This is a genomic window from Variovorax sp. LjRoot175 (genome assembly GCF_964253805.1).
Classification (GTDB): Bacteria; Pseudomonadota; Gammaproteobacteria; order Burkholderiales; family Burkholderiaceae_C; genus Variovorax.
Genome location: NZ_CAXURY020000001.1, coordinates 537,067 through 561,072, shown reverse-complemented (window position 1 = coordinate 561,072; position 24,006 = coordinate 537,067). Strand labels below are relative to the sequence as shown.

Genomic DNA, 24,006 nt, shown 5'->3' with positions numbered 1-24,006 from the left:
GCGATGATCAGCTTCGCCGCTTCCCCGCCTTCGCGCTTGCCTTGGCCAGGTTCTGCTTGACCCTGAGTTTCACGATCCGCTCGATCAGCCCGTACGGCATCGGCTGGTCGAGCGGGAATCGCAGGTTGCCCTTCTCCCCCGCGTAGACGGACACGGCCTTCTCCAGCCGCGCGTCGCCCCGCACCGGCGGATAGAAGCCGATGTGCTTCTTGAAGGCCGCGAAGTACACCAGAACACCGCCCAGCGTGAAAGCGGGGATCTGGTAGCTGATCGTCTCCTCGGCGTCGGGTGCGGCCTTCCTGATCGTCGTTCGGATCTCTTCGAGGATCGCCTGCACCTCGGGCGAAAAGGCCGCGATGTACGCGTCGATGTTCTTCGGCGTCGTCCGGGTCGTCGCCATGCTGTGCGGAAGCTCAAGCCTCCGGCGCGTGGCACACGGCCTCGACGTTGTGCCCGTCGGGACCGATGACGAAGGCGCCGTAGTAGTTGGCGTGATAGTGCTCGCGCAGCCCTGGCGGGCCGTTGTCCTTGCCCCCTGCGGCGAGCGCTGCGTCGTAGAACCGACGGACCTGCTCGCGGTTCTCGGCCGCGAACGCGATGTGAATGGGACCCGGGCTGCTGCCGAACGAGCCGATCCAGAACTGGGGTCTGCCGGGGCGGCCGAGCATGACCCAGCCTTCACCGTCCATCGCGACACCGATGCCGAGCGGCGCCAGCGCCCGGACATAGAAGGCCTTGCTGGCCTGCAAATCGCTCACATTGAAGCCGATGTGATCGAAGATCATGGCCACCTCCAGAACAGCAGGACTATTCCGGCCGCGCCGGATCAGGAAACACCAGCGGCCCGAGCGCGCCTCGATTGAAAGGCTTCCACGCCCCTTCCGGCTGCGCCAGCCGATCCGCCAGCGCATAGAGCACCGCCGGATGCGCACCCAGCCCCAGGTGGCTGGCCACCACTTCGATGTTCTCCGAGCTCGGCCCGGTCTCTTCCACGCTGCATTGCCACGCGACCACGCCGTCGCTGCGGCTGAAGATCGAGGTGGTGGGCACCTTGGGCGTCGGCCGCACCTGCTTCATGCGCCGCGGGTCTTCCGAGCTCTGGCCGCTCACGCCTTCGTAGACGCGCCATGCGTTCGTTGCGCGTGCGCTGCCCGTGAAGGGGCTGCCCAGCGTGACCACGCTGCGCACGAGATCCGGCCGGGTCGACGCGAGCAGGCGCGCGTAGACACCGCCCAGGCTCCAGCCGATCAGGCTGACCTTGCGGCCGGTTTCGGTGTGCAGCGATTCGAGCTTCTCGATCATGCCGTCCTCGATGCCCTCGCGCGGGCCGAGGTTGCGCCCCAGGCCCCAGCCGTGGGCGTCGTAGCCGCGGCTTCGCAGGTAGTGCCGCAGCAGCTTGGTGGACATGTCGCTCGCCACCAGGCCGGGCAGCACCAGCACCGGATGACCGTCGCCGCGCGGCGTCAGTTGCAGCAGCGGCCAGAGGGCGACGGCAGCGCCGGCCTCCCAGAGCGCGCGCGCCTCTGCAAGAAGCAGCAGGCGCGAGGGCGGCGGGATGGGGTTGTGGGTGGCTGCCATCATGAAGTTCTCCTTTGTCGTTCTGAGTGAATGTGCGGTCGCGCAGGCCGAATACCAGTCGGACGGCAAGCTCATTTATCGGAGGTATTTGCCCCGGAGGTAATCAAGGTAAGCCCTCGATTCGCGGGAAACGTAGGGGGAAACCAACGTCAGCGTGTAGAAGGCCGCCAGCCCCGGATCGGCCTGCTGCAGGGCGTCGCGGCCCGGCACCAGCCGCTCGAAGGAAAGCCAGCAGGTGGTGGTGAACACCATCTGCAGCGCGAGCATCTGCGCCTCCTCGGCTGTCGCATCGATGACACCGGCGGCCACCAGCGTTTCGCACAAGGATTGCGCCGCCAGCAGGTTCTGCGCCGTCAGCCCCTGCGCCCGCTGCCCGAGTTCGGGGTACTCGCCGGAGAGGTAGGCCATGTCGCGGTAGACGAAGCGGTAGGCGTCGATGGCCTCGAAGCGCAGGTGCAGCGCGAGCCAGAGGTCGTCGATCGCGCGCACGGTATCCGACGAGGCGTTGAGCAGTTCGAGCCGGTCCTCGAAGCGCCGGAACAGCCGATCGACGATCAGCTGCTTGGCCTTGAAGTGGTAGTGGAGGTTGCCGGGGCTGATCTCGAGCTCGGCCGCGATCCTGTGCGTCGACACCGCCGCGAGCCCTTGCGCGTTGAACAGCGCCAGGCTGGTCTGCAGGATGCGTTCGCGCGTCGTGTTGGAGCTGGCCACGGGCTGAAGGGCTCGAAGCGTTGAGCCTCAGCGCTTGCGCCGGCCGGATTCGATGCGCTCGAGATGCTCGAGCAAGAGGCGCATCTGCTCGCGCAGTTCTTGGATTTCCTGTGCGCTGGGCATGCCCAGTCGCTGCATCGCCGTGGCGACGCGCTGGTCGAACACGTCTTCGAACTTGCGGATACCGAAGCTGTCGAGCCCCGGAAAGCCGCGCGCCGGGGCATCGGGCTTGGGTTGCCCGATGCCGAGCAGGCTTTCGATGACGTTGGTCTGGCGCTTGACGACGTCGTTGCGCACGTTGCCCAAGGCCTTCAGGCCTGCGCGCAGCAGGCCTTGCGCGCCGGCCTTCTTTGCAGGCGCGGCGGCTGTCGCTTTCTTGGCTGGAGCCGCCTTGCGCGGCGCCGACTTCTTGGCCGGCGCCGCTTTCTTGGCGGCCGCCGCCTTCTTCTTCACGCTGACAGTTTCATCGCGGCGAGTCGCCATCGTTGCTCCGGAGGACGTTGAAAGAAAGGCGGCCGGCCGCCACGGCCATCAGGCCTTGCGCGTGGTGCTGCGCACGGCGCGGCGCACCACCGGCTTGGCCTTGGCCTTCACGGTCTTGACGACCTGGGCGGCGCTCGTGTCGCCGGCCACGCGGCTTTCGATCTGCTTGGCACCGGCGGCGATCTTGTCGGCGATCTGCACCGAAACGTTGGCGATCGGCATGTGGACGCTGCCCAGCGTGTTCAGCACCGAGCTGCCGAGCGGCGACTCGACGCGCGCCGCGACCTTGGCGACCGACTCGATGCCGCTCGTGGTACCGGCGGCGACACGGTCCATCACCGAGACCACGCGGCCGGTGTCGATGTCGAGGCGGTTGGCCAGGAAGCCGTTGATCTTGTCTTGCGCGCCGATCAGGCGGGCCTTGATGTCGTCGTTCAGGAGCGGCAGTTGGCGTTTGCCGAGGAAGGCGCTGTAGCGCGAAGCGGCGCCGTTCAGCAGCCGATGCGCGCCGGTGCGGTAGGCGCTGACCAGCGTCTTGCCGGCCTCGTTGTACTGACCGACGACATGGATGGCGGCCGTGGAGATGTTTTGCGTGGACATGGTGGTTTCCTGGTGAAGTTGATGAGGCTCATCTTCTTCGCAAAGGCCTAGGCCTGAAAAACTAGAACGGTTCGATAGTTAGTCCAACTGCCCCAATTTTCTTCGGCCCCCGCGATGCTACGACGAGACGCCCTCGGGGCTTACCCGCTATCCGGCGCCTCCCACATTGCCGATCATTTTGACGCGCAAGACACAGGACACCCGAATGAAACACCTGAGCGGCCTCGATGCAACCTTCCTCCACACCGAGACGCCGGAGACGCCCATGCACGTCGGCGGCCTGCACCTGCTGGAGCTGCCCGCCGGCTACAAAGGCGATTTCTACGAGGACGTGAAAGCGCACATCGCGAGCCGCATGCACCTCTCGGAGATCTTCACGCGCAAGCTCGCGCTGATGCCCTTCGAGCTCTCCAACCCCGTCTGGGTCGAAGACGACGATGTCGATCTCGACTACCACGTGCGGCGCGTCACGCTGCCGCGACCCGGCACGATGCGGCAGCTGGAGCAGTACGTGGGCCGCCTGCATTCGACGCTGATGGACCGCAGCCGGCCGCTGTGGGAGTTCTTCGTGATCGACGGCCTGCAGGGCGGCGGCATGGCGATGTACTCGAAAGTGCACCATGCCGGCATCGACGGCCAGGCCGGCGCCGCCTTCGCGCAGGCGATCATGGATCTGACGCCCCATCCCGACCCCATCAAAGCGCCGCGGCAGATCGCGCGGCGCAGGAACTACCAGCTCGGCGTGGCCGAACTGGCGGGCGCCGCCTTCACCAACACGCTGCAGCAGTACGTGAAGCTGGTGAAGACGCTGCCCGACATGGCGCGCGCGGTGCGCAGCCTCATCGTCCCGCAGCCGACCAGCGAGGGCAGCAAGGCCTGGGCGCTGCCGAAGAATCTCAACGTGCTCGGCCCGCGCACGCCGCTCAACGTGGCAATCACCAACCAGCGTTCCTATGCGGTGCGCTCGATCCCGCTGGCCGAAGTCAAGCAGGCCGGCAAGAAGCTCGGCGCCAGCCTCAACGACGTGGTGATGGCCATCTGCGCCGGCGCGCTGCGGCGCTACCTGTCGGACCACGGCAAGCTGCCGAAGAAGCCGATGAGCGCAGCCATCCCGGTCACGCTGCGCGCGCCGGGCGACACTTCGTCGAACAACCAGGTCTCGATGACCGTCATGACGCTGGCGACCGACGTCGCCGATCCGATCGAGCGCATCAAGGTCATCTCCGAATCCTCGGCCGCCGCGAAGAACCTGATGGGCAGCATCAAGGCCGCGATCCCGACCGACTTCCCTTCCTTCGGCGCGCCCTGGCTGATGTCGGGCCTGGCCTCGATGTACGGCCGCTCCCGGCTGGCGGACCGGCTGCCGCCGGTGGCCAACGTGGTGATCTCGAACGTGCCGGGCGCGCAGACCGCGCTCTACTTCGCGGGCGCCAAGCTCTTGACCTACTACCCGGTGTCGATCCCGAGCCATGGCATGGCGCTCAACATGACGGTGCAGAGCTACAACGGCATGCTGGACTTCGGCCTGATCGCCTGCCGCCGCGCGGTGCCGGACGTGGAGGACATCGCGGACTACCTGCTGGAAGAGCACCACGCGATCCTGGCGCGCATCAGGTCGCTCGAGGTCGCCGAGGCGACCCCGCATCTGGCGGCCGCCACGGCGGCCAACGCTGCGAAGCCGCTCAAGGTACCTGCCCGCAAGAAAGCCGCGCCCGCCAAGGCCGCGGTCCGCAAGGCGCCGGCGCGCAAGAGGACGGCGACCGCTGCCGCGGCTACGCGCTGACGCGCAGGCCGGCCGGCCCGGCTTCCATGCGGCCGATCACGCGCGCGGCTTCGAAGCCCTGCGCATGGAACAAGGCCAGCACCTCATCGACGGTGTCGGGCGCGCAGCTCACGAGCAGGCCGCCCGAAGTCTGCGGATCGCTCAGCAGGTCCTGCACCACCGGCGGCAGCGCCGCATCGAGCTGCACCTCGGCGCCATAGCCGGCCCAGTTTCGCCCCGAGGCGCCGGTCACGAAGCCCTGCGCCGCCATTTCGGCGACACGCGGCAAGAGCGGCACCTGCGGCCAGTCGATCACCGCCCGGAGCCCGGCGCCGCGCGCCATCTCGAGCGTGTGGCCCGCCAGACCGAAGCCGGTCACGTCGGTCAGCGCATGCACGCCTTCGAGCGCGGCCAGCGCGATGCCGGGCTTGTTGAGCCGCGTGGTGTTGGCGATCAGCTGCGCATAGCCCTCGGCATCGAGCTTCTCTTTCTTCAACGCGGCCGAGAGCACGCCCACACCCAGCGGCTTGCCGAGCACGAGCAGGTCGCCGGCCTTGGCATCGGCGTTGCGCCGGACCTTGTCCGGATGCACCAGGCCCATCACCACCAGGCCGTAGATCGGCTCGACCGAGTCGATGGTGTGGCCGCCCGCGATCGGGATGCCGGCTTCGCGGCAGACCGCCTGGCCGCCGCGCACGATCTCGCCGATCACCTCCACCGGCAGCTGGTTGACCGGCATCGCGACCAGCGCGAGCGCCATGATCGGCGTGCCGCCCATCGCGTACACGTCGCTGATCGCATTGGTCGCCGCGATGCGGCCGAAGTCGAAGGGGTCGTCGACGATCGGCATGAAGAAATCGGTGGTGGCGATCAGCGCCTGCTCGTCGTTGAGCCGGTAGACCGCCGCATCGTCGGCGGTCTCGATGCCGACCATGAGCTCGGGCGGAATCAGGCCCCCGCCGCTGTTGCGCAGGATTTCCGACAACACGCCCGGCGCGATCTTGCAGCCGCAGCCGCCGCCGTGGGAGAAGCTGGTGAGCCGGATGCCTGGAGAGAGGATGCGATCGTTCATGTGGCGCTTTCGTGAGTCGCGACGATTATGGTGGCGCGAGCAGATCGCGCAGCAGGCGCCGCACGCTTTGGCGTTCGGCCTGTGGGGTGAAATCGGGCTCGCGCAGCGCGCACTGCGCTGCCAGGCGAGCCGCGAATGCAGGCTCTGCCGCGAAGCGCTGCATCAGCGCGGCAAGGGCCGCGTCGTCGCCGGCGGCGAAGCAGCCCTCGTAGTCTTCGCCCAGCAGGCCCAGATTGCCGCCGATGCGGCTCGCCAGCACCGGCACGCCCGAACGCACGGCCTCGATCACCACCTGCGCGCCACCCTCCATGCGGCTCATGTGCACCAGTGCGCCGGCGCGCGCGATCCAGCGCCGCGCGGCTTCGCGCGGCAGCCCGCCGAGCCACCGGTAGTGCGGGCACTCGGCCATGGTGCGGCGCGCCGCTTCGCCCAGCTCCGGCGCCAGCGCGTCGCCGATGTGCACGATGCGGATCGGCGTCTCCGGAGGCAGTCGGCGCGTCGCAGCCATCAGGGTGAGCGGGTCTTTCTCGTCGCGCAGATGGCCGACCGCCACCAGGTCGACCCTGCTGCGGGCGCCGTCGCGGCGGCGCATGCGGCTGGCCGATTGCAGGATCACGCGGGTCTTGGCGCGTTCGCCGGCACCAAGGCGATCGAGCGCATCGGGCTGCAACACCACGAGTTGGCTGGCACACTGGAGCGAATGCTGCGCTGCCTTGCTTTCGTCGATATCGCGGTACACGTCGGTGCCGGTCAGGATCAGCGCGATCGGGCATTCCGGTCGCGCTGCGTAGAGGCGCGCGATCGAATCGGCGGAGCGGCGCGCATGCAGCGCGATCATCGCGTCGCAATGGCCACCGTCCCAGGCGCGCGCGATGTCGACCTCGGCCACCCCCGACAGGAACTGCGCCCAGCGCGAGGCGGTGCGCCAGTTGCCGTTGTTGGCATCCGCCAGCGCCGGCGAAACGATCAGGACATGCGGTTTGGCCACCGGCGCATTCTGGCAGGCCCGCGTGTCCTGCGTGATCATGGCTGAGGCGCGAACGCTCGCCGGCGAAGCGCTCGCGGCCGCGCTGCGCGAGTGCCGCGAGCGCACGCGCGCCTGGACCTTCGACCTGAGCGAAGCGCAATGGCGCGTGCCTCAGCAACCCGGCGTGAACCTGGTCGCCTGGGAGCTGGCGCACCTCGCATGGTTCGCCGAATTCTGGGTGCTGCGCGGCCCGCACACGGTCGACACCGACGGCTGGGTTCAGGCCAGCGAGCCCGCACGCCTGGCGGGCCCCGATGCGCTGTTCGATTCGGCGCGTCTCTCCCACATCGCGCGCTGGGCTGCGCCACTGCCTTCTCGTCACGAGCTCGGCGCGCGGCTCGACGCGCAACTCGACGCCTGTCTCGCCGCGCTCGCGAGTCAAGGCGACAGCGACGAGGCCCTGTACTTCCACCGCCTGGCGCTGTTCCACGAGGACATGCATGGCGAGGCCTTCGCCTGGCTGCGCGCGACGCTGGGCTACGGCGTACCCGCGGGCCTGGCCCTGCCGCGCCTCGCCGCGGCGCCCGCGATCAGCGTGCCCGCCGCGCAGGTTCGCATCGGCTGGCCGGCGACCCGCGACGGCTTCGCCTTCGACAACGAGCTGCCGGAGCATCCTGTTCCCCTGGCCGCCTTCGAGATCGATGCCACGCCGGTCACGGCCGGCCAGTACCTGCGCTTCGTCGAGGCCGGCGGCTACGACGATCCGGCCTTCTGGCCCGGCGATGCAGGCCGTTGGCGCGCGGCGCAGTCGCGCAGCCATCCCGCGCGCTGGCGCCGGCAGCCGCAATGGCAGACGCGATGGTTCGACCGCTGGCTGCCGCTAGACCCCGACCAGCCCGTGATCCATCTCAGCGCCTGGGAGGCCGAAGCCTATGCGCGCTGGGCCGGACGCCGCCTGCCCACGGCCGCCGAATGGGAACATGCGGCCGCCTCGCAGCCCGACTTCGCCTGGGGACACAGCGTATGGGAATGGACGGCCAGCACTTTCGAACCCTACGCGGGTTTCGCGGCCGGGCCCTATCGCGACTATTCCGCCCCCTGGTTCGGCGACCATCGCGAATTGCGCGGCGGGGCCTTCGCCACCCATGCGCGGCTGCACGACCTCCGCTACCGCAACTTCTTCCAGCCCGATCGCAACGACGTCTTCGCGGGCTTCCGGACCGCCGCTCCTTAAACTGCAGCCCTCCCTCCAACCGGCAGCGCGCCATGAAACGACAACTCCTCCAGCTCGCCCTCTTCTCCCTGCTCGCATTCGCCGCCGGCACGCCTGTCCATGCGCAGAGCGGCGTACTGCGCGTGTCGGCCATTCCCGACGAGGCGCCCACCGAGCTGCAGCGCAAGTTCAAGCCGCTCGGCGACTACGTGAAGAAGGAAACCGGCCTCGACATCCAGTTCACGCCCGTCACCGACTACGCCGCGGTGGTCGAGGGCCTGGCCACCAACAAGATCGACCTGGCCTGGCTTGGCGGCTTCACCTTCGTGCAGGCCAAGCTGCGCACCAACGGCGCGGCCGTGCCGATCGTGCAGCGCGCCGAGGACGAGAAGTTCACCAGCAAGTTCATCGTGCCGACCGACAGCAAGGCCAAGACGCTGGCCGATCTCCGAGGCGCCACCTTCGCCTTCGGTTCGCCCTCCTCGACCTCGGGCCACCTGATGCCGCGCTATTTCCTGCTGCAGGCCGGCATCAATCCCGACAAGGACTTCAAGACCGTCGCGTTCTCGGGCGCGCACGATGCCACTGTGGCCTTCGTGGCCGCGGGCCGGGCCGAGGCCGGCGTGCTGAACGCCTCGGTGATGGACAAGCTGATCGAATCGGCCAACCCCAACGCCGCCAAGGTGCGCGTGCTGGCGACCACGGCGCCCTACTACGACTACAACTGGACCGTGCGGCCCGGCCTCGATGCCGCGACGACGAAGAAGCTCGCCGATGCCTTCCTCAAGCTCGACGCGGCGAATCCGGAGCACAAGGAGATCCTGGCGCTGCAGCGCGCCTCGAAGTTCATCCCGACCAAGGCCTCGAACTACGCCGGCATCGAAGCCGCTGCCAAGTCCGCCGGCCTCATCAAGTAAGGGCTTGGGGCAGCCGTTGAACGCCGAAGCCGCGCTGGCGCTCGAGGATGTCGGCCTCGTGCATCTCAACGGCCAGCGCGCGCTGCAAGGCGTGACGCTGGCCGTCGAACGCGGCGCACGCGTGGCCGTCATCGGTCCATCGGGCGCGGGCAAGACCAGCTTGCTGCGCATCGCGGCGACCGCGCTGCGCGCGAGCGAGGGCCGCGTCGAGCTCCTGGGCGCGCGGCCATGGCAGCTCGGGGCCCGGCCGCTGAAGGCGCTGCGCGCACGCATCGGCCTCGCCCACCAGGCGCCGCCGATCCCGCCGCGCCTGCGCGTGATCACGGCAGTGCTCGCGGGCCGGCTCGGCGCCTGGTCGAGCGCTCGCGCGCTGGTCTCGCTGCTGGTGCCGAGCGACATCGCCGGCGCGCAGGCCGCGCTCGCGCGGCTGGACCTGGCCGACCGGCTGTTCGATCGCTGCGACCGGCTTTCGGGCGGCCAGCTGCAGCGCGTCGGCATGGCGCGCGTGCTCTACCAGGCGCCCGAACTGATGCTCGCCGACGAGCCGGTCTCCGCGCTCGACCCCGCGCTGGCCGACATGGCGGTCGGCGAACTGATCGCGCAGAGCGAAGCCACCGGCGCGACGCTGGTGGCCTCGCTGCATGCGGTGGACCTGGCCTTGAAATGGTTCGATCGCATCGTCGGCCTGCGCGCCGGCGTGGTGGTGTTCGACGCACCGGCCGCGGCGGTCAGCCGCGCGATGCTGCAGGAGCTCTACGCCACCGAAGGCGGTGTGCTGCCGACCCAGGCACAGGGCGGCTTCAACGACATCGAACGCGGCAGCCGCGAGCCCGTGCTTCCGGCCGCCTGCCGATGAGTGCCGCGAGCCCGCCCGCAATGCGCGATCCGCTCGCACGCCGGCGCCTCGGCGCGCTGCTGCTCGGGTTGCTGGTGTTGTGGCCGATGCTGGTGATCGCAGAGTTCAAGCCGCAGGCGCTGCTGGCCCCCGCCAGCCTGCGCGTGATGGGCGGCTTCCTGGCCGGCTTCCTGCCACCGGCGCTGTCGGCCGACTTCCTCGGCCTGCTGGCGCGCGCGACGCTGGAAACCCTCACCATGGCCACGGCCGGCGTCGCGCTCGCCTTCGTGCTCGCCGTGCCGCTGGCCTTCGCGGTGACGCAGGCGCTGTCGATCTCGCGCATCGGCCCCGGGCCGGGGCGCTGGCGCGGCCAGGCGGTGCGCACGGCAGCGCGCGGCGTGCTCACCCTGCTGCGCGCCATCCCCGAAGTGGTTTGGGCGCTGGTGCTGGTGCGCGCCCTCGGCCTCGGCCCGGCGGCCGGCGTGCTCGCGCTGGCGATCACCTACGGCGGCATGCTCGGCAAGGTCTACGCGGAGATCCTCGAGTCGGGCGACACGCGGCCCGCGCGGGCGCTGCTGGAGGCCGGCAGCGGGCGCGTCGCCGCGCTGTTCTACGCCCTGTTGCCGGGCGCCGCGCAGGAGCTGGTCTCCTACACCATCTACCGCTGGGAATGCGCGGTGCGCGCCTCGGTCGTGATGGGCTTCGTCGGCGCCGGCGGACTCGGCCAGCTGATGGACCAGTCGATGAAGATGCTCAACGGCGGCGAGGCCAGCAGCATCCTGATCGTGTTCCTGCTCTTGGTCCTGTTAGCCGATGCGCTGAGCGCCGTGCTTAGAAAGTGGCTGGCATGAACCCGGTGCAGCCGACGGCTTCCGAGCGCGCGCGGGCCGCCGGGCCCTGCCTCGGCTGCATCGCGGCGACTTCCGCGGTGGCGATCGCGGTGGTCGCGAGCTTCATCTACCTCGGCATCGACTTCCGCGCCCTGTTCGCGCGCGAGTCGATCGCGGCGATGGCGAAGTTCATCGCCGAGTTCTTCCCGCCCGACCTCTCGCCCGCCTTCCTGGCCAAGACGGCCTGGGGCGCGCTGCAGACGCTCGCGATGTCGGCGCTCGGAACGCTGCTCGCGATGCTGGGCGGCGCCGCCTTGGCGTTGCCCGCCTCGGGGCGCTTCGGGCTGGCGCTGCGCCAGGCCTCGCGCTTCGTGCTGAACTTCCTGCGCAGCGTGCCCGAGCTGGTGTGGGCCGCGCTGATGGTGCTCGCGGCCGGGCTCGGCCCCTTCGCGGGCGTGCTGGCGCTCGCTTTGCACATCACCGGCGTGTTCGGCCGGCTCTTCGGCGAAACGCTGGAGAACGTGCCCGAAGCGCCGGAGCGCGCGCTGCTCGATGCCGGCGGCGGCGCGGTCGCGGCCTTCGCCTATGGCAGCCTGCCGCTGGTCTGGCCCCAATGGCTGGCCTATACGCTGTACCGTTGGGAGATGAACATCCGCATGGCGGCGGTGCTCGGCTTCGTCGGCGCCGGCGGGCTCGGGCAGATGCTGTACTTTCATCTTTCGCTGTTCCAGCAGGCACAGGCGTCGACTGTGATCGGCGCCATGTTCGTGCTGGTTTTCATCGTCGACAGCGCGAGCAGCCGACTGCGCCGCGGACTGGCTCCGGCCTACGCCTGATATCCATCGGAGGTTTTTTCCAATGAACACTCCCACCATCCAGCTGATCGGCGCGCCCACCGACATCGGCGCCAGCGTGCGCGGCGCCGGCATGGGGCCCGATGCGCTGCGGGTCGCCGACATCGCCGGCACCCTCGCGCGACTCGGCTTCGCGATCGTCGACCGCGGCAACCTGGCCGGGCCGGCCACGCCCTGGACCGAGCCGGCGAACGGGCTGCGCCATCTCGACGAGGTGGTGACCTGGAATCGATCGGTCTACGCCGCCGTCGACGAGGCGCTGCGTGCCGGCCACCTGCCGCTGCTGATGGGCGGCGACCACTGCCTCGCGATCGGCTCGATCAGCGCCATCGCCTGGCATGCGCGCCAGCGCCGCAAGAAGCTGCGCGTGCTGTGGCTCGACGCGCACTCCGACGTCAACACCGAGCGCACCAGCCCGAGCGGCAACATCCACGGCATGCCGGTCTCCTGCCTGCTCGGCCACGGGCCGGCGGCGCTGACCGGCTGGAGCGGCGAGGCCGCAGCGCTCGAGCACGACGCGATCCGCTTCCTCGGCATCCGCAGCGTCGACGCCGACGAGAAGGCCGCGATCCGCGCGCTCGGGCTGCACGTGTTCGACATGCGCCACATCGACGAGCACGGCATGCGCACGACCATGACCGAGGCGCTGCAGGACATCGACGAAGACACGCACCTGCACGTGAGCTTCGACCTCGACTGCCTGGACCCCGACTACGCGCCGGGCGTCGGCACCGGCGTGCGCGGTGGGCCGACCTGGCGCGAGATGCAGCTGTGCATGGAGATGATCGCCGACACCGGCCGGCTGGGTTCGCTCGACGTGGTCGAACTCAATCCGGCGCTGGACGTGCGCAACCGCACGGCGGAAGTGGCGGTGGAACTGATCGAGAGCCTGTTCGGCAAGTCGACACTGGTGCGCTGAGGGAGCGCAAAAGCCACCGGAGCGTGACTTTTTCACCTCCGCCAAATAGACACATAGTCTTACATTCTTTAGTACTCATTTTGAAAACGGAGTACCGAGATGGACGTGCGAAAGATTGGCTTGCTGGTGGAACAACCCTTTGACGGTTCCTACTACTGGGTGATTCACGAGGACGTGCGCCACGACGGCCATTTCGAGCCGCTGCACCGCGCCGACCGCGCCTTCGCCACCTATTCCGCGGCTCTGGCGCAGGGCTACGGCGTGCTGCAGCGCCTCTGCGGATTGACTGGTCTGCCGGCCTACGCGGCGCGCTCGGTCGCGCTTTGAGTTCTCAACCTCGGGAAGACGACAGGGGCACCGGCCGCAGCGGCGCGTCGGTGCTCGGCTTCGGCGGCTCGGGCGGCGCGACCGGCGTGACCTCGACCGATTCGGGCACGAGAAAGCGGTCGATCAAGGCAAAGAAGCGGTCGTAGAAACGTACGTCGGTCAGCGTCTCGCTGGCCACCTTGACCAGCGCATCGTCGCTGGACGAGAACGGCAGCGACAGGGAACCCAGCGCGCCCACGCCCACGCTCGCCGAGTTGTTGACCTTCTTCAGGCTGTAGCGGTCCTGCAGCGCGCTGGCGAAGGCGACCGTGCTGTTGGCGCTGCCCTCGCGCGCGCAGACCACGCGCAATTCGACCTCGACATGCACCTCGCCGGTCGGCTGGAAGCTCTTGCGGCCGGCCACCAGGTCGGCATTCGCCGCCGTCACCAGATAACCCTGGCTCAAGAGCGCGCGCCGCGCGGCCTCGCAGGTCTGCGCCTGCGTGGCGCGGAAGACGCGCGTGTGCGTGGTGGTCGAATCGAACTCCTCGGGGTCGTAGGAGACGCGCTTGGCAGGCGAGATGCAGCCCGCCAGGAGGAGCGAGAACAGCAGCGCGGCGGCGGTGCATGAAGACGAAAGGCGCATGACAGGCATCGAAGCATCGGAATGGGCGAGCCGCAGATGCTAGCGGCATGCCACCGGCGTAACCGGCTTCTTTTGGACGTCCTGATCCGCGCCGCGTTCCCGCCTCAGGCGTCGCGATGAATCACGCGGTGCGCCCGGCCGCGCGTGGCGGCGATGCGGCGCGCGTTGGGCTCGTCCGTGTCTGCCACCCAGGCCAGCGCGGCTTCGCGGCTGCGGCCGAACTGCTGGTGGCGCTGCACCAGGCGCTCCATGCGCAGGCCGTCGTCGACTTCCACGTACCAGACCTCGTCGAGCAAGGGCGCAACCTCGGCCCACGGGCCTTCCTGCAGCAGCAGGTAGTTGCCTTCGGTGATGAGCAGCTGCGTCTGCGGCAACACCGCGATCGCAGCTGCGATCGGTTCCTCGATCTCGCGCCGGAATTCGGGCGCGTAGACGATCTCGTCCTCGCGCTGCTCGCGCAGGCGCCGCAGCAGCGCGACATAGCCCGCGCTGTCGAAGGTGTCGGGCGCACCCTTGCGATCGGCCCGGCCCAGCCGCTGCAGCTCCGCGTTGGCCAGGTGGAACCCGTCCATCGGCACCACCTGCGCGCGCCCGGGCAGGGCGTGCCGGAGCGCCAGCGCGAGCGTCGACTTGCCCGAGCCGGGCGCCCCGACCAGGCCGAGCAGCTTGCGCCGGCCATCGGCCAACAGGGCATCGATGTGCGCGCTGTAGTCAGGCGTCATGGATAGAGGCCGCGTTCCTGCCGTGCCATCAGGATGCGCTCGCAGGCCACCGCGAAGGTCGCCGTGCGCAGCGTGATCCTGTGCTTGTCGGCCGTGTCCCAGATGTGGTTGAGCGCGTTCATCATGATGCGGTCGAGCCGCACGTTGATCTCGTCCTCGTCCCAGAAGAAGGAGGAGAAGTCCTGCACCCACTCGAAGTAGCTCACCGTCACGCCGCCTGCATTGCAGATCACGTCGGGCACCACGAGCACGCCGCGCTCGGCCAGGATGTCGTCGGCCGTCGGCACGGTCGGGCCGTTGGCGCCTTCGAGCACCAGTTTGGCAGTCGTCTTCTGCGCGCGCTCGGCGGTCAGCTGGCCTTCCAGCGCGGCCGGGATCAGGATGTCGCAGGGGATTTCCCAGAAGGCCTCGTTGTTGATGACGTCGCCGCCCTTGAAGCCCACCACGCCCTCGGTGCGCGAGAGCGGCACCAGTTCTTTCAGATCGAGGCCCTTGCTGTTGACGATGGTGCCGGTGTGGTCCTGCACCGCGACGATCTTGGCGCCGGCCTCGGCGAACAGCTCGGCCGCGACCGAGCCCACGTTGCCGAAGCCCTGCACCGCGATGCGCGCGCCGCGCAGCTCCAACCCGAGGCGCCGCGCCGCCTCGCGGCCGGTGACGAAGACGCCGCGGCCGGTGGCCTTGACGCGGCCCAGCGAGCCGCCCAGGTGCAGCGGCTTGCCGGTGACCACGCCGGTGGCGGTGCCGCCGACGTTCATCGAGTAGGTGTCCATCATCCACGCCATGATCTGGGCGTTGGTGTTGACGTCGGGCGCCGGGATGTCTTGCTGCGGGCCGATGATGATGCCGATCTCGCTGGTGTAGCGACGCGTGACCTTCTCGAGTTCCTGCAGCGAAAGCTTCTTCGGATCGACGCGGATGCCGCCCTTGGCGCCGCCGTAGGGCAGGTTCACCGCGGCGGTCTTCACCGTCATCCAGGCCGACAGGGCCATCACTTCTTCGAGCGTCACGTCGGGGTGGAAGCGCACGCCGCCCTTGCCCGGGCCGCGCGACATGTTGTGCTGCACGCGGTAGCCCTCGAAGTGGGCGATGGTGCCGTCGTCCATCTCGATTGGCACGTCGACGATCAGCGCGCGCTTGGGGCGCTTGAGCGTCTCGACCCAGCGGGCCAGGCCGCCCAGGTAGGGAACGACGCGGTCGACCTGCGAGAGATAGGTGCCCCACGGGCTGTTGGCGGTCGGTTGAACGTAGGACAGATCGGCGCTCATGGCACTCCTGGTTGCTGTTGGGATGCGGCGGACGATAGCTGCGCGGCGCCCGCTGCGCCATGGCCTATGCGCGTTGCGTTGCCCCTTATGCGCTTGCGGCAAGCAGCGCGACATTGCCGCCGGCCGCGGTGGTGTTGATGGTGAGCGTCTGCTCCGCGCAGAAGCGCAGCAGGTAGTACGGCCCGCCCGCCTTCGGGCCGGTGCCGCTCAGGCCCTCGCCGCCGAAGGGCTGCACGCCGACCACCGCGCCGATGATGTTGCGGTTGACGTAGATGTTGCCCACGTGGGCGCGCGCAGCCATGGCCTGGGCACGGCTGTCGATGCGCGTCTGGATGCCGAGCGTGAGGCCGAAGCCGAGCGCGTTGATCTGGTCGATCACGGCCTGCGGCTCGCCCGACCAGCGCACGATGTGCAGTACCGGGCCGAAGATCTCGGTCTTCACGCGCTCGATGGAGGGCAGCAGGTAGGCATGCGGCGCGATCAGGTTGGCCACCGCCGGTGCGGAGGACGCCGGCGCGACCAGCACGCGGGCTTCCGCATTCAGGCGCTGCAGGTGGCGCTGGATGCCCTCGAAGGCTTCGCGGTCGATCACCGGGCCGACGTCGGTCGCGAGCTCGGACGGGTCGCCCGCCGCAAGCTCCTGCGCCGCGCCGCGGATCATCTCGATCACGCCGTCGGCGATGCTCTCGTGCAAGAGCAGCAGGCGCAGCGCCGAGCAGCGCTGGCCGGCCGAGCGGAAGGCGCTCTGCACCACCGCATCGACCACCTGCTCGGGCAGCGCGCTGGAGTCGACGACCATCGCGTTGATGCCGCCGGTCTCGGCGATCAGCGGCACGATCGGGCCGTCTTTGGCGGCCAGCGCGCGGTGGATGATCTTCGCCACCTGGGTCGAGCCGGTGAACACCACGCCGGCCACACCGGGCGCCGCCACCAGCGCGGCGCCGACGGTCTCGCCGGGGCCGTGCAGCAGTTGCGCCGCATCGGCCGGCACGCCCGCCGCATGCAGCAGCCGGACGGCTTCGAGGGCGACGGCCGGCGTCTGCTCGGCCGGCTTGGCCAGCACCGTGTTGCCGGTCGCGAGCGCGGCCGCCACCTGGCCCAGGAAGATCGCGAGCGGGAAATTCCAGGGGCTGATGCAGACCCAGGGCCCGCGGCCCGTCAGCCGCAGTTCGTTGCTCTCGCCGGTGGGGCCGGGCAGCACGACCGGCCGCATGACGCGCTCGGCCTCGTCGGCGTAGTAGCGCAGAAAGTCGACCGCCTCGCGCACCTCGGCGACCGCATCGCCCCAGGTCTTGAAGGCTTCCTTGACCAGCAAGGCGCAGAAGCGCGGCAGCTCGGCATCGAGCGCATCGGCCGCGCGGCGCAGCACCGCGGCGCGTTGCGCGACCGGGGTCTTGCTCCACGTGCGATAGCTGGCCGCCGAAACGGCCACTGCGTGGGCGGCTCGCTGCGCGTCGAACTCGGCCACGGCCGGCACGGTGCATTCATCGTAGGCGGCAAGAAGCGGCGCACGCATCGATTCGACCGCCAGATCCACGCCGTTGCTGTTGCGGCGTGCCGGCGGCGGACCGTAGAGCGTGCTCGGCAGCGGCAGCGAGGCATCGCGCTCCAGCCACAGCGGCGAGACCAGCAGCTCGTCGATCGCGATCGCCTCGTCGCCCAGCTGGTTGACGAAGGAGGAGTTGGCGCCGTTCTCCAGCAGCCGGCGCACCAGGTAGGCCAGCAGGTCCTTGTGCTGGCCTACCGGCGCATAGATGCGCACCGGCGCGGTGGTGCTTTTCATCACCTCGCGATAGACGCCCTCGCCCATGCCGTGCAAGCGTTGCAGTTCGAAAGGGGTGTCTCCGGCCATCTGGAGAATGGCCGCAATGGTCCCCGCGTTGTGCGTCGCGAACTGCGGGTAGACCGCATCGGGCGCGGCCAGCAGCGCGCGCGCGCAGGCCAGGTAGCTGATGTCACTGTGGTGCTTGTGCGTGAACACCGGGTAGTGCGGCAGGCCCAGCTCCTGGGCGCGCTTGATCTCGGCATCCCAGTAGGCGCCCTTGACCAGGCGGCACATCAGGCGCAGCCGATACTTGCGGGCGATCGCGGTGATGTGCTCGACCAGTTCCAGCGCGCGCGTCTGGTAGGCCTGCATCGCAAGGCCGAAGCCGCGCCATTGCGGACGCTCGGCCGCCACCTTGGCGGCCAGCACTTCGAACACCTCGAGCGAGAGCTCGAGCCGGTCGACCTCCTCGGCGTCGACGGTGAGGTTGAGATTCGCATCGGCCGCGAGTTCGCACAGCTGCCACGCGCGCGGCACCAGTTCGCGCATCACGCGTTCGCGCTGCGCATCTTCATAGCGCGGATGCAGCGCGCTGAGCTTGATCGAGATGCCGTCGTTGTGCTCGGGCGTGCCCCCGCTGTCGGCGCCGGCCGCGATGGACCGGATCGCGTTGACGTAGCTGTCGAGGTAGCGAAGCGCATCGACATCGGTGCGCGCGCCCTCGCCCAGCATGTCGTAGCTGAAGCGCAGGGCCTCCTGCTTTCTGTGCGCCGATCGGGCCTCGGCCATCGCCTCTTCGATGGTCTGGCCCAGCACGAACTGGCGGCCCAGCAGTTGCACGGCGCGCAGCGTGGCGGCGACCACGGTGCGCGCGCCGAGGCGGGCCATCAGGCCGGGCTCCGATCCGGGGTGCCCGGGGTCGGGCAGGAACCTCTTCGACAGCGCGATCGCGGAGGAGGACAGGCGCGACAAGGTCGAGTCGGCGGCACCCTCGAAATCGGCGCGGCCCAACTGGTCTGCGGTGAGCGCGATGGCGGTCTCGGCATCGGGCACGCGCAGCAGCGCTTCGGCCAGGCGCATCAGCGCCAGGCCCTCAGCGCTCGAGATCGGGTACTCGCGCAGCAGGCTTTCCATGGCCCAGAAGGGCGGCGGCCGGTCGCGCACGGCACGCACCCAGGGCGCGGCGGCACCGGCCGCCGCGGTCCAGTCGAGCGCACCCTTCAGGGCTGCGAGGCGGTGCGAAACGATGTCGGCTTCCGGCCGATAGGGGGTAGGCAGGCGCATGGGAAAAGCTCCGGTATCGATGCAGCGATGGTCCGCCTTTCGCCGCCGAGTTATTCACCAAATATCGGCCTTTCGCTGGATAATTCTCCAGTCATGAGCACTGAAGCAGCCAGTCTGGATCGGATCGATATGAAACTCCTGAAGATTCTTCAGGAGGATGGACGCATTTCCAACCTCAAGCTGGCCGAGACCGTCTCGCTATCGCCCACCGCCGTGCTGGCGCGCGTGCAGCGGCTCACGCGCGAGGGCTTCATCCAGGGCTACGAGGCCCGGCTCGATCCGCACAAGCTCGGCCGCGGCTTCACCGTCTTCGTCGAGGTGCTGCTCGACCGCACCACCCCCAACGTGTTCGATCAGTTCAAGGCCGCGGTGCAGGTGCGCGACGAGATCATGGAATGCCACATGGTCGCGGGCGGCTTCGACTACCTGCTCAAGACGCGCATGGCCGACATGGCGGCCTACCGCGAGTTCGCGGGCACGGTGCTGTGGCAGCTGCCGGGCGTGCGCGAGACGCGGACCTATGCGGTGATGGAAGAGGTGAAAAGCAGCGCGCGGATTCCACTCTCGATGTGACTTGCGGCCAGCGCGCGCGCACAATCCCCGGCGGCGCAAGCGCCATTGCGCCGCTGTCTTGGGCCAGGAGCAACCAAGAGCGCAAAGCATGAAAGAGATCTTTGAAAGGCTCGTCGGTCTGATCCCGACCTACTTCGAGGCTCTTTTTCCTCTGTTGACCGGGCCGAAACGCTTCATCGCCGAACGTCTTTCCAGCGACGAATCGGCGACGCAGAAAGCACTGATCTTCCTGGCGATTTCCTTTGCGATCGGCTGGATCCTGAAGATCCCCTTGAGTCGGGGCGACCCCTTGCTCGAGCTCGGCACCGACAGCGTGTTTGCCCTGATGAACGTCCTGGCGTATGGAACTGCGCTGTACCTGGCGTGGCGCGTTGCCGGAGGCAGGGCAGGACTTCAGAAATTCCTGACTATCCACTTCTACTACGCCGGCGTTCTCCTGCTCCTCGCGACAGGTCTTTATCTGGGCTTTGCCGGGACGATCAGGGCCTTCGATCCCGCTCTGTTCAAGGAACTGCACGACGCCGCATACGCTGGCAATCTTGCGGCTTTCCTCATCGAGAACAAGGAGCGATTGCTCGCAAGCTCCGCCTACCGGGCGTCGCTGCTGGTGCAATTCGCCGTATTCGGCGCCATGCTCGCGTGGATCTTTGCCGGATGGGGCGCCTATCGAGAGCTGAATCGACTCTCGCGGCTGCGGTCGATGGGCGCCGGCCTCTTGTTCTTCGTCTTTTGTTTCCCTGTGACGGCATTTATCTTTGTGGTGGGGAACGCCCTCGTCAAGTAGACACCCGCCCCCCGAAGATCGCCGTGCCCACCCGCACCATCGTGCTGCCGGCCGCGACCGCCGCTTCGAGGTCGGCCGACATGCCCAGCGAAAGCGTGTCGAGCTCGAGGCCCGCCGTGCGCAATGTCTCGAAAAGCACCGCCGCATGCAGGAACACCGCGCGCTGCGCCTCGAAATCCGGCGCCGGCTCCGGGATCGCCATCAGCCCGCGCAGCCGCAAGCGTGGCAAGGCCGCCACAGCCCGCGCCAATTGCAGGGCCTCCTCGGCCGGCACGCCGGACTTGTTGGCGCCGCCGTCCACGTTGACCTGCAGGCACACCTGAAGCGGCGGCAGATGCGCCGGCCGCTGCTCGGCCAGGCGCTCGGCGATCTTGAGGCGATCGACGCTGTGCACCCAGTCGAAATGCTCGGCCACGGGCCGCGTCTTATTGCTCTGCAGAGGGCCGATGCAGTGCCATTCGAGCTCGCTGCGCAGATCGGCCAGTGCCTGGATCTTGGCCACCCCCTCTTGCACGTAGTTCTCGCCGAAGGCAATCTGTCCGGCGGCGCGGGCCTCGCGCACGGCCTCGGCGGGGAGGGTCTTGGACACCGCAAGCAAGCGCACGCTCGCCGGATTGCGGCCGGCCGCCGTGCATGCCGTCACGATCCGGGCCCGAACTTGCTGGAGCTTGTCACCAATCATCGTCATAATCGTCAAAAGCGTATCAAAACGTCACCGAGGAGCTTCGTGGACATCACCCAACTGTTGGCCTTCAGCGTCAAGAACAAGGCATCGGACCTGCATCTGTCGTCCGGCCTGCCGCCCATGATCCGGGTCCATGGCGACGTGCGGCGCATCAACGTCGACGCGCTCGATCACAAGGCGGTGCACGCCATGGTGTACGACATCATGAGCGACACGCACCGCAAGCACTACGAAGAATTCCTCGAGGTCGACTTCTCGTTCGAGATCGACGGCCTGGCGCGCTTCCGCGTGAACGCCTTCAACCAGGCGCGCGGCGCGGCGGCGGTGTTCCGGACCATTCCTTCGAAGATCCTCACGCTGGAGCAGCTCAACGCGCCGAAGATTTTCGGCGACCTCGCGCTCAAGCCGCGCGGCCTGGTGCTGGTGACCGGGCCCACCGGCTCGGGCAAGTCGACCACGCTGGCGGCGATGGTCAACTACCTGAACGAAACCGAGTACGGCCACATCCTGACGGTGGAAGACCCGATCGAGTTCGTGCACGAGTCGAAGAAGTGCCTGATCAACCAGCGCGAAGTCGGGCCGATGACGCTCTCCTTCGCCAACGCGCTGCGCTCGGCGCTGCGCGAAGACCCGGACGCCATCCTGGTCGGCGAAATGCGCGACCTCGAAACCATTCGCCTCGCGATGACCGCGGCCGAAACCGGCCACCTGGTGTTCGGCACACTCCACACCTCCTCGGCCGCCAAGACCATCGACCGGATCATCGACGTGTTCCCCGGCGAGGAGAAAGAAATGATCCGCGCCATGCTGTCGGAGTCGCTTCAGGCCGTGATTTCGCAGACACTGTGCAAGACCAAGGACGGCCAGGGCCGGGTGGCGGCGCACGAGATCATGCTCGGCACCTCCGCGATCCGGAACCTGATTCGCGAAGGCAAGGTCGCGCAGATGTACTCGACGATCCAGACCAGCAGCGGCCAGGGCATGCAGACCCTCGACCAGAACCTGACCGACCTGGTGCGTCGCAGCGTCATTTCCGCGGCCGAAGCGCGCGGCAAGGCCAAGATTCCCGAGAATTTCCCGGGCTGAAGAACAGCCCCGCCCGCACCGGAGTACCGACATGGAACGCGATCAGGCCAGCCAGTTCATCAACGAACTCCTCAAGCTCATGGTGAGCCGCAACGGCAGCGATCTTTTCATCACGGCCGAGTTTCCGCCCGCGATCAAGGTCGACGGCAAGATCACCAAGGTCTCGCAGCAGGCCCTCGGCGCGCAGCACACGCTGGCGCTCACGCGCTCGATCATGAACGACCGCCAGACGGCCGAGTTCGAGCGCACCAAGGAGTGCAACTTCGCGATCTCGCCTACCGGCATCGGCCGCTTCCGCGTCAATGCCTTCGTGCAGCAGGGCAAGGTGGGCATGGTGCTGCGGACCATTCCGGCCAAGCTGCCGACCATCGATGCGCTCGGCATGCCGCAGGTGCTCAAGGACGTGGCGATGACCAAGCGCGGCCTCACCATCCTGGTGGGCGCTACCGGCTCGGGCAAGCCGACCACGCTGGCCGCGATGATCGACTGGCGCAACGAGAACTCCTACGGCCACATCGTGACGGTGGAAGATCCGGTCGAGTTCGTGCACCCGCACAAGAACTGCGTGGTGACGCAGCGCGAAGTCGGCATCGACACCGACAGCTGGGAAGCCGCGCTCAAGAACACGCTGCGCCAGGCGCCCGACGTGATCCTGATGGGCGAGATCCGCGACCGCGAGACCATGGAGCACGCGGTGGCCTTCGCCGAGACCGGCCACCTGTGCATGGCCACGCTGCACGCCAACAGCGCCAACCAGGCGCTGGACCGGATCATCAACTTCTTCCCCGAGGAGCGCCGCGCCCAGCTCCTGATGGACCTTTCGCTGAACCTGCGCTCGCTGATCTCGCAGCGCCTGGTCCCGACCGAAGACGGCCATGGCCGCATCGCCGCGGTCGAGATCCTGCTCAACACGCCGCTAATTGCCGACATGATCTTCAAGGGCGAAGTGGGCGAGATCAAGGAGATCATGAAGAAGAGCCGCAACCTCGGCATGCAGACCTTCGACCAGGCGCTGTTCGACCTGTTCGAAGGCAATGCGATCTCCTTCGAAGAAGCGATCCGCAACGCCGACTCGGCCAACGACCTGCGCCTGCAGATCAAGCTCAACAGCCAGCGCGCGCGCAGCACCGACTTGTCCGCGGGCACCGAGCACTTCGCGATCGTCTAGCAGCACCGCGGGCCGGTTCGGAGCGCTCAAGCCGGCGCCGGCAGCTGTTCGCGCAGAAAGCCCAGGAAGGTTCGAACCACCTCCGGCAGCGTGCGGCCGGTGAGGGTTTGCAGCTCGATCGCGCGGCCGCGCATGCCGCGCTCGCGGATCTCGGCGGCGTGCAACTCGCCGCGCCGCACCCGATCGCGCACCGTGATCTCGCCGGAGATGGACAGGCCGCCGCCGTACAGCACGAAGTTGGTGAGCGTCTCGAAATGGTTGCTGACCAGCACCGGCTCGAACACCATGCGGCGCTCGCTGCAGCCGATATCGAAGAGCTGGCGCACGGTGTTGTCGCCCTCGGGCAGCGCGATCGGGAAAGCGCGCATCTGGGCCAGCGTCACGCTGCGAAGGCGGGCCAGCGCATGGTCGGGCCGCATGATGGCCAGCACGGAGGCCGGCTGCCGGTGTTCGATCCGGATGCCTTGCTCGGCCGTGCGGCTGTAGGTCAGGCCGATGTCTGCATCACCGTGCAGCACGGCGGTGGTGACGTCCATCGGGCTGGCCACTCTGAGATGAAACTGGATGCCCGGGTAACGCTCGCGGAACTCCGCGATGGCGCGCGGCAGGAACTCAATCGCAAAGCCCGCGGAACTGGCGATGCGCACCCGCCCGCGGCGCAGCCCCTGCAGGCCCTGGATGTCCGAAACCACGCGATCGGCTTCCAGCGCTCCGCGCCGGGCATGCGCGGCCAGCAACTCGCCCGCGGCGCTGGGCACCATGCCGCGCGGCCGGCGGTCGAACAGCGGCACGCCCAGCAGGTCTTCCAGTATCGCGACCTGGCGGCTGATGGCCGAGGCGGTCACGTTCAGGCGAACCGCGGCCTCGGTGAGGGAGCCGCAGCGCACCACTTCGAGAAAGTAGCGCAGCGAGGTTTCCTGCAGGCGATGGGACAGCATGGGCACGGCGGGTCCGGTTTGCGTAAATTGCAAAGATAAC

General features: G+C 68.5%; 26 protein-coding genes. 12 read left to right on the top strand and 14 right to left on the bottom strand.

What is annotated here, in order from left to right; genetic code table 11:
* Window positions 1-7 precede the first annotated feature (7 nt).
* The 6 genes from ACSQ89_RS02930 to ACSQ89_RS02905 form a co-directional block, all read right to left on the bottom strand.
* The gene (locus ACSQ89_RS02930) at window positions 8-400 is read right to left on the bottom strand and encodes an iron chaperone (protein WP_436294428.1); all 393 of its coding nucleotides are present in this window, start codon (window positions 398-400) and stop codon (window positions 8-10) included.
* A 13-nt stretch (window positions 401-413) separates the two neighbouring features.
* Window positions 414-782, bottom strand: coding sequence for a VOC family protein (locus ACSQ89_RS02925; protein ID WP_093105462.1), 369 nt, complete (start codon window positions 780-782; stop codon window positions 414-416).
* 25 nt (window positions 783-807) lie between these two features.
* The gene (locus ACSQ89_RS02920; protein ID WP_093105134.1) at window positions 808-1,581 is read right to left on the bottom strand and encodes an esterase/lipase family protein; all 774 of its coding nucleotides are present in this window, start codon (window positions 1,579-1,581) and stop codon (window positions 808-810) included.
* Between the two features lie 72 nt (window positions 1,582-1,653).
* The gene (locus ACSQ89_RS02915) at window positions 1,654-2,289 is read right to left on the bottom strand and encodes a TetR/AcrR family transcriptional regulator (protein WP_093105131.1); all 636 of its coding nucleotides are present in this window, start codon (window positions 2,287-2,289) and stop codon (window positions 1,654-1,656) included.
* A gap of 27 nt (window positions 2,290-2,316) precedes the next feature.
* Entirely contained in the window at window positions 2,317-2,772 is a 456-nt protein-coding gene (locus tag ACSQ89_RS02910) for a phasin family protein (protein WP_436294427.1), read from the bottom strand.
* A 48-nt stretch (window positions 2,773-2,820) separates the two neighbouring features.
* Window positions 2,821-3,372 carry a hypothetical protein gene (locus tag ACSQ89_RS02905; protein WP_093105125.1) on the bottom strand — a complete coding sequence of 184 codons (552 nt, stop codon included), beginning with the start codon at window positions 3,370-3,372 and terminating at the stop codon, window positions 2,821-2,823.
* A 205-nt stretch (window positions 3,373-3,577) separates the two neighbouring features.
* Here ACSQ89_RS02905 and ACSQ89_RS02900 point away from each other — a divergent pair, with 205 nt between their 5' ends.
* Window positions 3,578-5,155 carry a WS/DGAT/MGAT family O-acyltransferase gene (locus tag ACSQ89_RS02900; RefSeq protein ID WP_436294426.1) on the top strand — a complete coding sequence of 526 codons (1,578 nt, stop codon included), beginning with the start codon at window positions 3,578-3,580 and terminating at the stop codon, window positions 5,153-5,155.
* Here ACSQ89_RS02900 and selD read toward each other — a convergent pair.
* On the bottom strand, window positions 5,145-6,206 hold the full coding sequence (selD, locus tag ACSQ89_RS02895; RefSeq protein WP_436294425.1) for a selenide, water dikinase SelD: 1,062 nt from the start codon (window positions 6,204-6,206) through the stop codon (window positions 5,145-5,147). The two genes, ACSQ89_RS02900 and selD, sit on opposite strands and share 11 nt — an antisense overlap.
* A gap of 25 nt (window positions 6,207-6,231) precedes the next feature.
* Window positions 6,232-7,233 carry a selenoneine biosynthesis selenosugar synthase SenB gene (senB, locus tag ACSQ89_RS02890; protein ID WP_436294424.1) on the bottom strand — a complete coding sequence of 334 codons (1,002 nt, stop codon included), beginning with the start codon at window positions 7,231-7,233 and terminating at the stop codon, window positions 6,232-6,234.
* Between senB and senA the strand changes: the two genes are divergently transcribed.
* The 7 genes from senA to ACSQ89_RS02855 all read left to right on the top strand — a co-directional run bounded on the left by senA (window position 7,232) and on the right by ACSQ89_RS02855 (window position 13,068).
* Entirely contained in the window at window positions 7,232-8,407 is a 1,176-nt protein-coding gene (senA, locus tag ACSQ89_RS02885) for a selenoneine synthase SenA (protein WP_436294423.1), read from the top strand. The genes senB and senA overlap by 2 nt on opposite strands.
* 32 nt (window positions 8,408-8,439) lie before the next feature.
* Entirely contained in the window at window positions 8,440-9,303 is an 864-nt protein-coding gene (locus ACSQ89_RS02880) for a putative selenate ABC transporter substrate-binding protein (protein ID WP_436294422.1), read from the top strand.
* Between the two features lie 16 nt (window positions 9,304-9,319).
* Entirely contained in the window at window positions 9,320-10,159 is an 840-nt protein-coding gene (locus ACSQ89_RS02875) for a phosphonate ABC transporter ATP-binding protein (RefSeq protein WP_436294421.1), read from the top strand.
* Window positions 10,156-10,989 (top strand): PhnE/PtxC family ABC transporter permease, encoded by an 834-nt coding sequence (locus ACSQ89_RS02870; protein ID WP_436296077.1) that lies wholly within the window; start codon window positions 10,156-10,158, stop codon window positions 10,987-10,989. The genes ACSQ89_RS02875 and ACSQ89_RS02870 overlap by 4 nt, the downstream gene beginning before the upstream one ends.
* On the top strand, window positions 10,986-11,804 hold the full coding sequence (phnE, locus tag ACSQ89_RS02865; protein ID WP_436296076.1) for a phosphonate ABC transporter, permease protein PhnE: 819 nt from the start codon (window positions 10,986-10,988) through the stop codon (window positions 11,802-11,804). The genes ACSQ89_RS02870 and phnE overlap by 4 nt, the downstream gene beginning before the upstream one ends.
* Window positions 11,805-11,826: 22 nt before the next feature.
* Window positions 11,827-12,741: an arginase gene (rocF, locus tag ACSQ89_RS02860; RefSeq protein ID WP_436294418.1), complete on the top strand. Its 915-nt coding sequence runs from the start codon at window positions 11,827-11,829 to the stop codon at window positions 12,739-12,741.
* A 99-nt stretch (window positions 12,742-12,840) separates the two neighbouring features.
* The gene (locus ACSQ89_RS02855) at window positions 12,841-13,068 is read left to right on the top strand and encodes a hypothetical protein (protein ID WP_093105107.1); all 228 of its coding nucleotides are present in this window, start codon (window positions 12,841-12,843) and stop codon (window positions 13,066-13,068) included.
* A gap of 4 nt (window positions 13,069-13,072) precedes the next feature.
* Here ACSQ89_RS02855 and ACSQ89_RS02850 read toward each other — a convergent pair whose 3' ends face one another.
* From ACSQ89_RS02850 to ACSQ89_RS02835, 4 genes are all read right to left on the bottom strand, one after another.
* Window positions 13,073-13,702, bottom strand: coding sequence for a DUF2242 domain-containing protein (locus tag ACSQ89_RS02850; RefSeq protein ID WP_436294417.1), 630 nt, complete (start codon window positions 13,700-13,702; stop codon window positions 13,073-13,075).
* Between the two features lie 95 nt (window positions 13,703-13,797).
* Window positions 13,798-14,415: a nucleoside/nucleotide kinase family protein gene (locus ACSQ89_RS02845; protein WP_436294416.1), complete on the bottom strand. Its 618-nt coding sequence runs from the start codon at window positions 14,413-14,415 to the stop codon at window positions 13,798-13,800.
* The gene (locus tag ACSQ89_RS02840; RefSeq protein ID WP_436294415.1) at window positions 14,412-15,683 is read right to left on the bottom strand and encodes a Glu/Leu/Phe/Val family dehydrogenase; all 1,272 of its coding nucleotides are present in this window, start codon (window positions 15,681-15,683) and stop codon (window positions 14,412-14,414) included. Before ACSQ89_RS02840 ends, ACSQ89_RS02845 begins: the two co-directional genes overlap by 4 nt.
* A gap of 85 nt (window positions 15,684-15,768) precedes the next feature.
* The gene (locus ACSQ89_RS02835; RefSeq protein WP_436294414.1) at window positions 15,769-18,732 is read right to left on the bottom strand and encodes an L-glutamate gamma-semialdehyde dehydrogenase; all 2,964 of its coding nucleotides are present in this window, start codon (window positions 18,730-18,732) and stop codon (window positions 15,769-15,771) included.
* A gap of 93 nt (window positions 18,733-18,825) precedes the next feature.
* Between ACSQ89_RS02835 and ACSQ89_RS02830 the strand changes: the two genes are divergently transcribed.
* Both ACSQ89_RS02830 and ACSQ89_RS02825 read left to right on the top strand, forming a co-directional pair.
* Window positions 18,826-19,305 carry an Lrp/AsnC ligand binding domain-containing protein gene (locus ACSQ89_RS02830; RefSeq protein WP_093105092.1) on the top strand — a complete coding sequence of 160 codons (480 nt, stop codon included), beginning with the start codon at window positions 18,826-18,828 and terminating at the stop codon, window positions 19,303-19,305.
* A gap of 88 nt (window positions 19,306-19,393) precedes the next feature.
* The gene (locus tag ACSQ89_RS02825; protein WP_436294413.1) at window positions 19,394-20,089 is read left to right on the top strand and encodes a hypothetical protein; all 696 of its coding nucleotides are present in this window, start codon (window positions 19,394-19,396) and stop codon (window positions 20,087-20,089) included.
* Here the strand turns inward: ACSQ89_RS02825 and ACSQ89_RS02820 are convergent.
* A complete protein-coding gene (locus ACSQ89_RS02820; protein ID WP_436294412.1) occupies window positions 20,082-20,777 on the bottom strand; it encodes a YggS family pyridoxal phosphate-dependent enzyme in 696 nt (231 codons plus the stop codon). The two genes, ACSQ89_RS02825 and ACSQ89_RS02820, sit on opposite strands and share 8 nt — an antisense overlap.
* Before the next feature lie 39 nt (window positions 20,778-20,816).
* Here ACSQ89_RS02820 and ACSQ89_RS02815 point away from each other — a divergent pair, with 39 nt between their 5' ends.
* Both ACSQ89_RS02815 and ACSQ89_RS02810 read left to right on the top strand, forming a co-directional pair.
* The gene (locus tag ACSQ89_RS02815) at window positions 20,817-21,860 is read left to right on the top strand and encodes a type IV pilus twitching motility protein PilT (RefSeq protein WP_093105083.1); all 1,044 of its coding nucleotides are present in this window, start codon (window positions 20,817-20,819) and stop codon (window positions 21,858-21,860) included.
* Between the two features lie 31 nt (window positions 21,861-21,891).
* The gene (locus ACSQ89_RS02810) at window positions 21,892-23,028 is read left to right on the top strand and encodes a PilT/PilU family type 4a pilus ATPase (RefSeq protein ID WP_436296075.1); all 1,137 of its coding nucleotides are present in this window, start codon (window positions 21,892-21,894) and stop codon (window positions 23,026-23,028) included.
* 26 nt (window positions 23,029-23,054) lie between these two features.
* Here the strand turns inward: ACSQ89_RS02810 and ACSQ89_RS02805 are convergent, their stop codons facing one another.
* A complete protein-coding gene (locus tag ACSQ89_RS02805; RefSeq protein ID WP_436296611.1) occupies window positions 23,055-23,966 on the bottom strand; it encodes a LysR family transcriptional regulator in 912 nt (303 codons plus the stop codon).
* Between the last annotated feature and the right edge of the window lie 40 nt (window positions 23,967-24,006).

What these genes read in the sequence shown, in the direction of transcription:
- phnE (WP_436296076.1), top strand. Translation starts at nt 10,986, where the DNA reads ATGAACCCGGTGCAGCCGACGGCTTCCGAGCGCGCGCGGGCCGCCGGG.
- ACSQ89_RS02835 (WP_436294414.1), bottom strand. Translation starts at nt 18,732, where the DNA reads ATGCGCCTGCCTACCCCCTATCGGCCGGAAGCCGACATCGTTTCGCAC.
- senA (WP_436294423.1), top strand. Translation starts at nt 7,232, where the DNA reads ATGGCTGAGGCGCGAACGCTCGCCGGCGAAGCGCTCGCGGCCGCGCTG.
- ACSQ89_RS02810 (WP_436296075.1), top strand. Translation starts at nt 21,892, where the DNA reads ATGGAACGCGATCAGGCCAGCCAGTTCATCAACGAACTCCTCAAGCTC.
- ACSQ89_RS02905 (WP_093105125.1), bottom strand. Translation starts at nt 3,372, where the DNA reads ATGTCCACGCAAAACATCTCCACGGCCGCCATCCATGTCGTCGGTCAG.
- ACSQ89_RS02850 (WP_436294417.1), bottom strand. Translation starts at nt 13,702, where the DNA reads ATGCCTGTCATGCGCCTTTCGTCTTCATGCACCGCCGCCGCGCTGCTG.
- ACSQ89_RS02855 (WP_093105107.1), top strand. Translation starts at nt 12,841, where the DNA reads ATGGACGTGCGAAAGATTGGCTTGCTGGTGGAACAACCCTTTGACGGT.
- ACSQ89_RS02820 (WP_436294412.1), bottom strand. Translation starts at nt 20,777, where the DNA reads ATGACGATGATTGGTGACAAGCTCCAGCAAGTTCGGGCCCGGATCGTG.
- ACSQ89_RS02920 (WP_093105134.1), bottom strand. Translation starts at nt 1,581, where the DNA reads ATGATGGCAGCCACCCACAACCCCATCCCGCCGCCCTCGCGCCTGCTG.
- ACSQ89_RS02825 (WP_436294413.1), top strand. Translation starts at nt 19,394, where the DNA reads ATGAAAGAGATCTTTGAAAGGCTCGTCGGTCTGATCCCGACCTACTTC.
- ACSQ89_RS02900 (WP_436294426.1), top strand. Translation starts at nt 3,578, where the DNA reads ATGAAACACCTGAGCGGCCTCGATGCAACCTTCCTCCACACCGAGACG.
- selD (WP_436294425.1), bottom strand. Translation starts at nt 6,206, where the DNA reads ATGAACGATCGCATCCTCTCTCCAGGCATCCGGCTCACCAGCTTCTCC.
- ACSQ89_RS02840 (WP_436294415.1), bottom strand. Translation starts at nt 15,683, where the DNA reads ATGAGCGCCGATCTGTCCTACGTTCAACCGACCGCCAACAGCCCGTGG.
- ACSQ89_RS02910 (WP_436294427.1), bottom strand. Translation starts at nt 2,772, where the DNA reads ATGGCGACTCGCCGCGATGAAACTGTCAGCGTGAAGAAGAAGGCGGCG.
- ACSQ89_RS02805 (WP_436296611.1), bottom strand. Translation starts at nt 23,966, where the DNA reads ATGCTGTCCCATCGCCTGCAGGAAACCTCGCTGCGCTACTTTCTCGAA.
- ACSQ89_RS02830 (WP_093105092.1), top strand. Translation starts at nt 18,826, where the DNA reads ATGAGCACTGAAGCAGCCAGTCTGGATCGGATCGATATGAAACTCCTG.
- ACSQ89_RS02930 (WP_436294428.1), bottom strand. Translation starts at nt 400, where the DNA reads ATGGCGACGACCCGGACGACGCCGAAGAACATCGACGCGTACATCGCG.
- senB (WP_436294424.1), bottom strand. Translation starts at nt 7,233, where the DNA reads ATGATCACGCAGGACACGCGGGCCTGCCAGAATGCGCCGGTGGCCAAA.
- rocF (WP_436294418.1), top strand. Translation starts at nt 11,827, where the DNA reads ATGAACACTCCCACCATCCAGCTGATCGGCGCGCCCACCGACATCGGC.
- ACSQ89_RS02870 (WP_436296077.1), top strand. Translation starts at nt 10,156, where the DNA reads ATGAGTGCCGCGAGCCCGCCCGCAATGCGCGATCCGCTCGCACGCCGG.
- ACSQ89_RS02880 (WP_436294422.1), top strand. Translation starts at nt 8,440, where the DNA reads ATGAAACGACAACTCCTCCAGCTCGCCCTCTTCTCCCTGCTCGCATTC.
- ACSQ89_RS02845 (WP_436294416.1), bottom strand. Translation starts at nt 14,415, where the DNA reads ATGACGCCTGACTACAGCGCGCACATCGATGCCCTGTTGGCCGATGGC.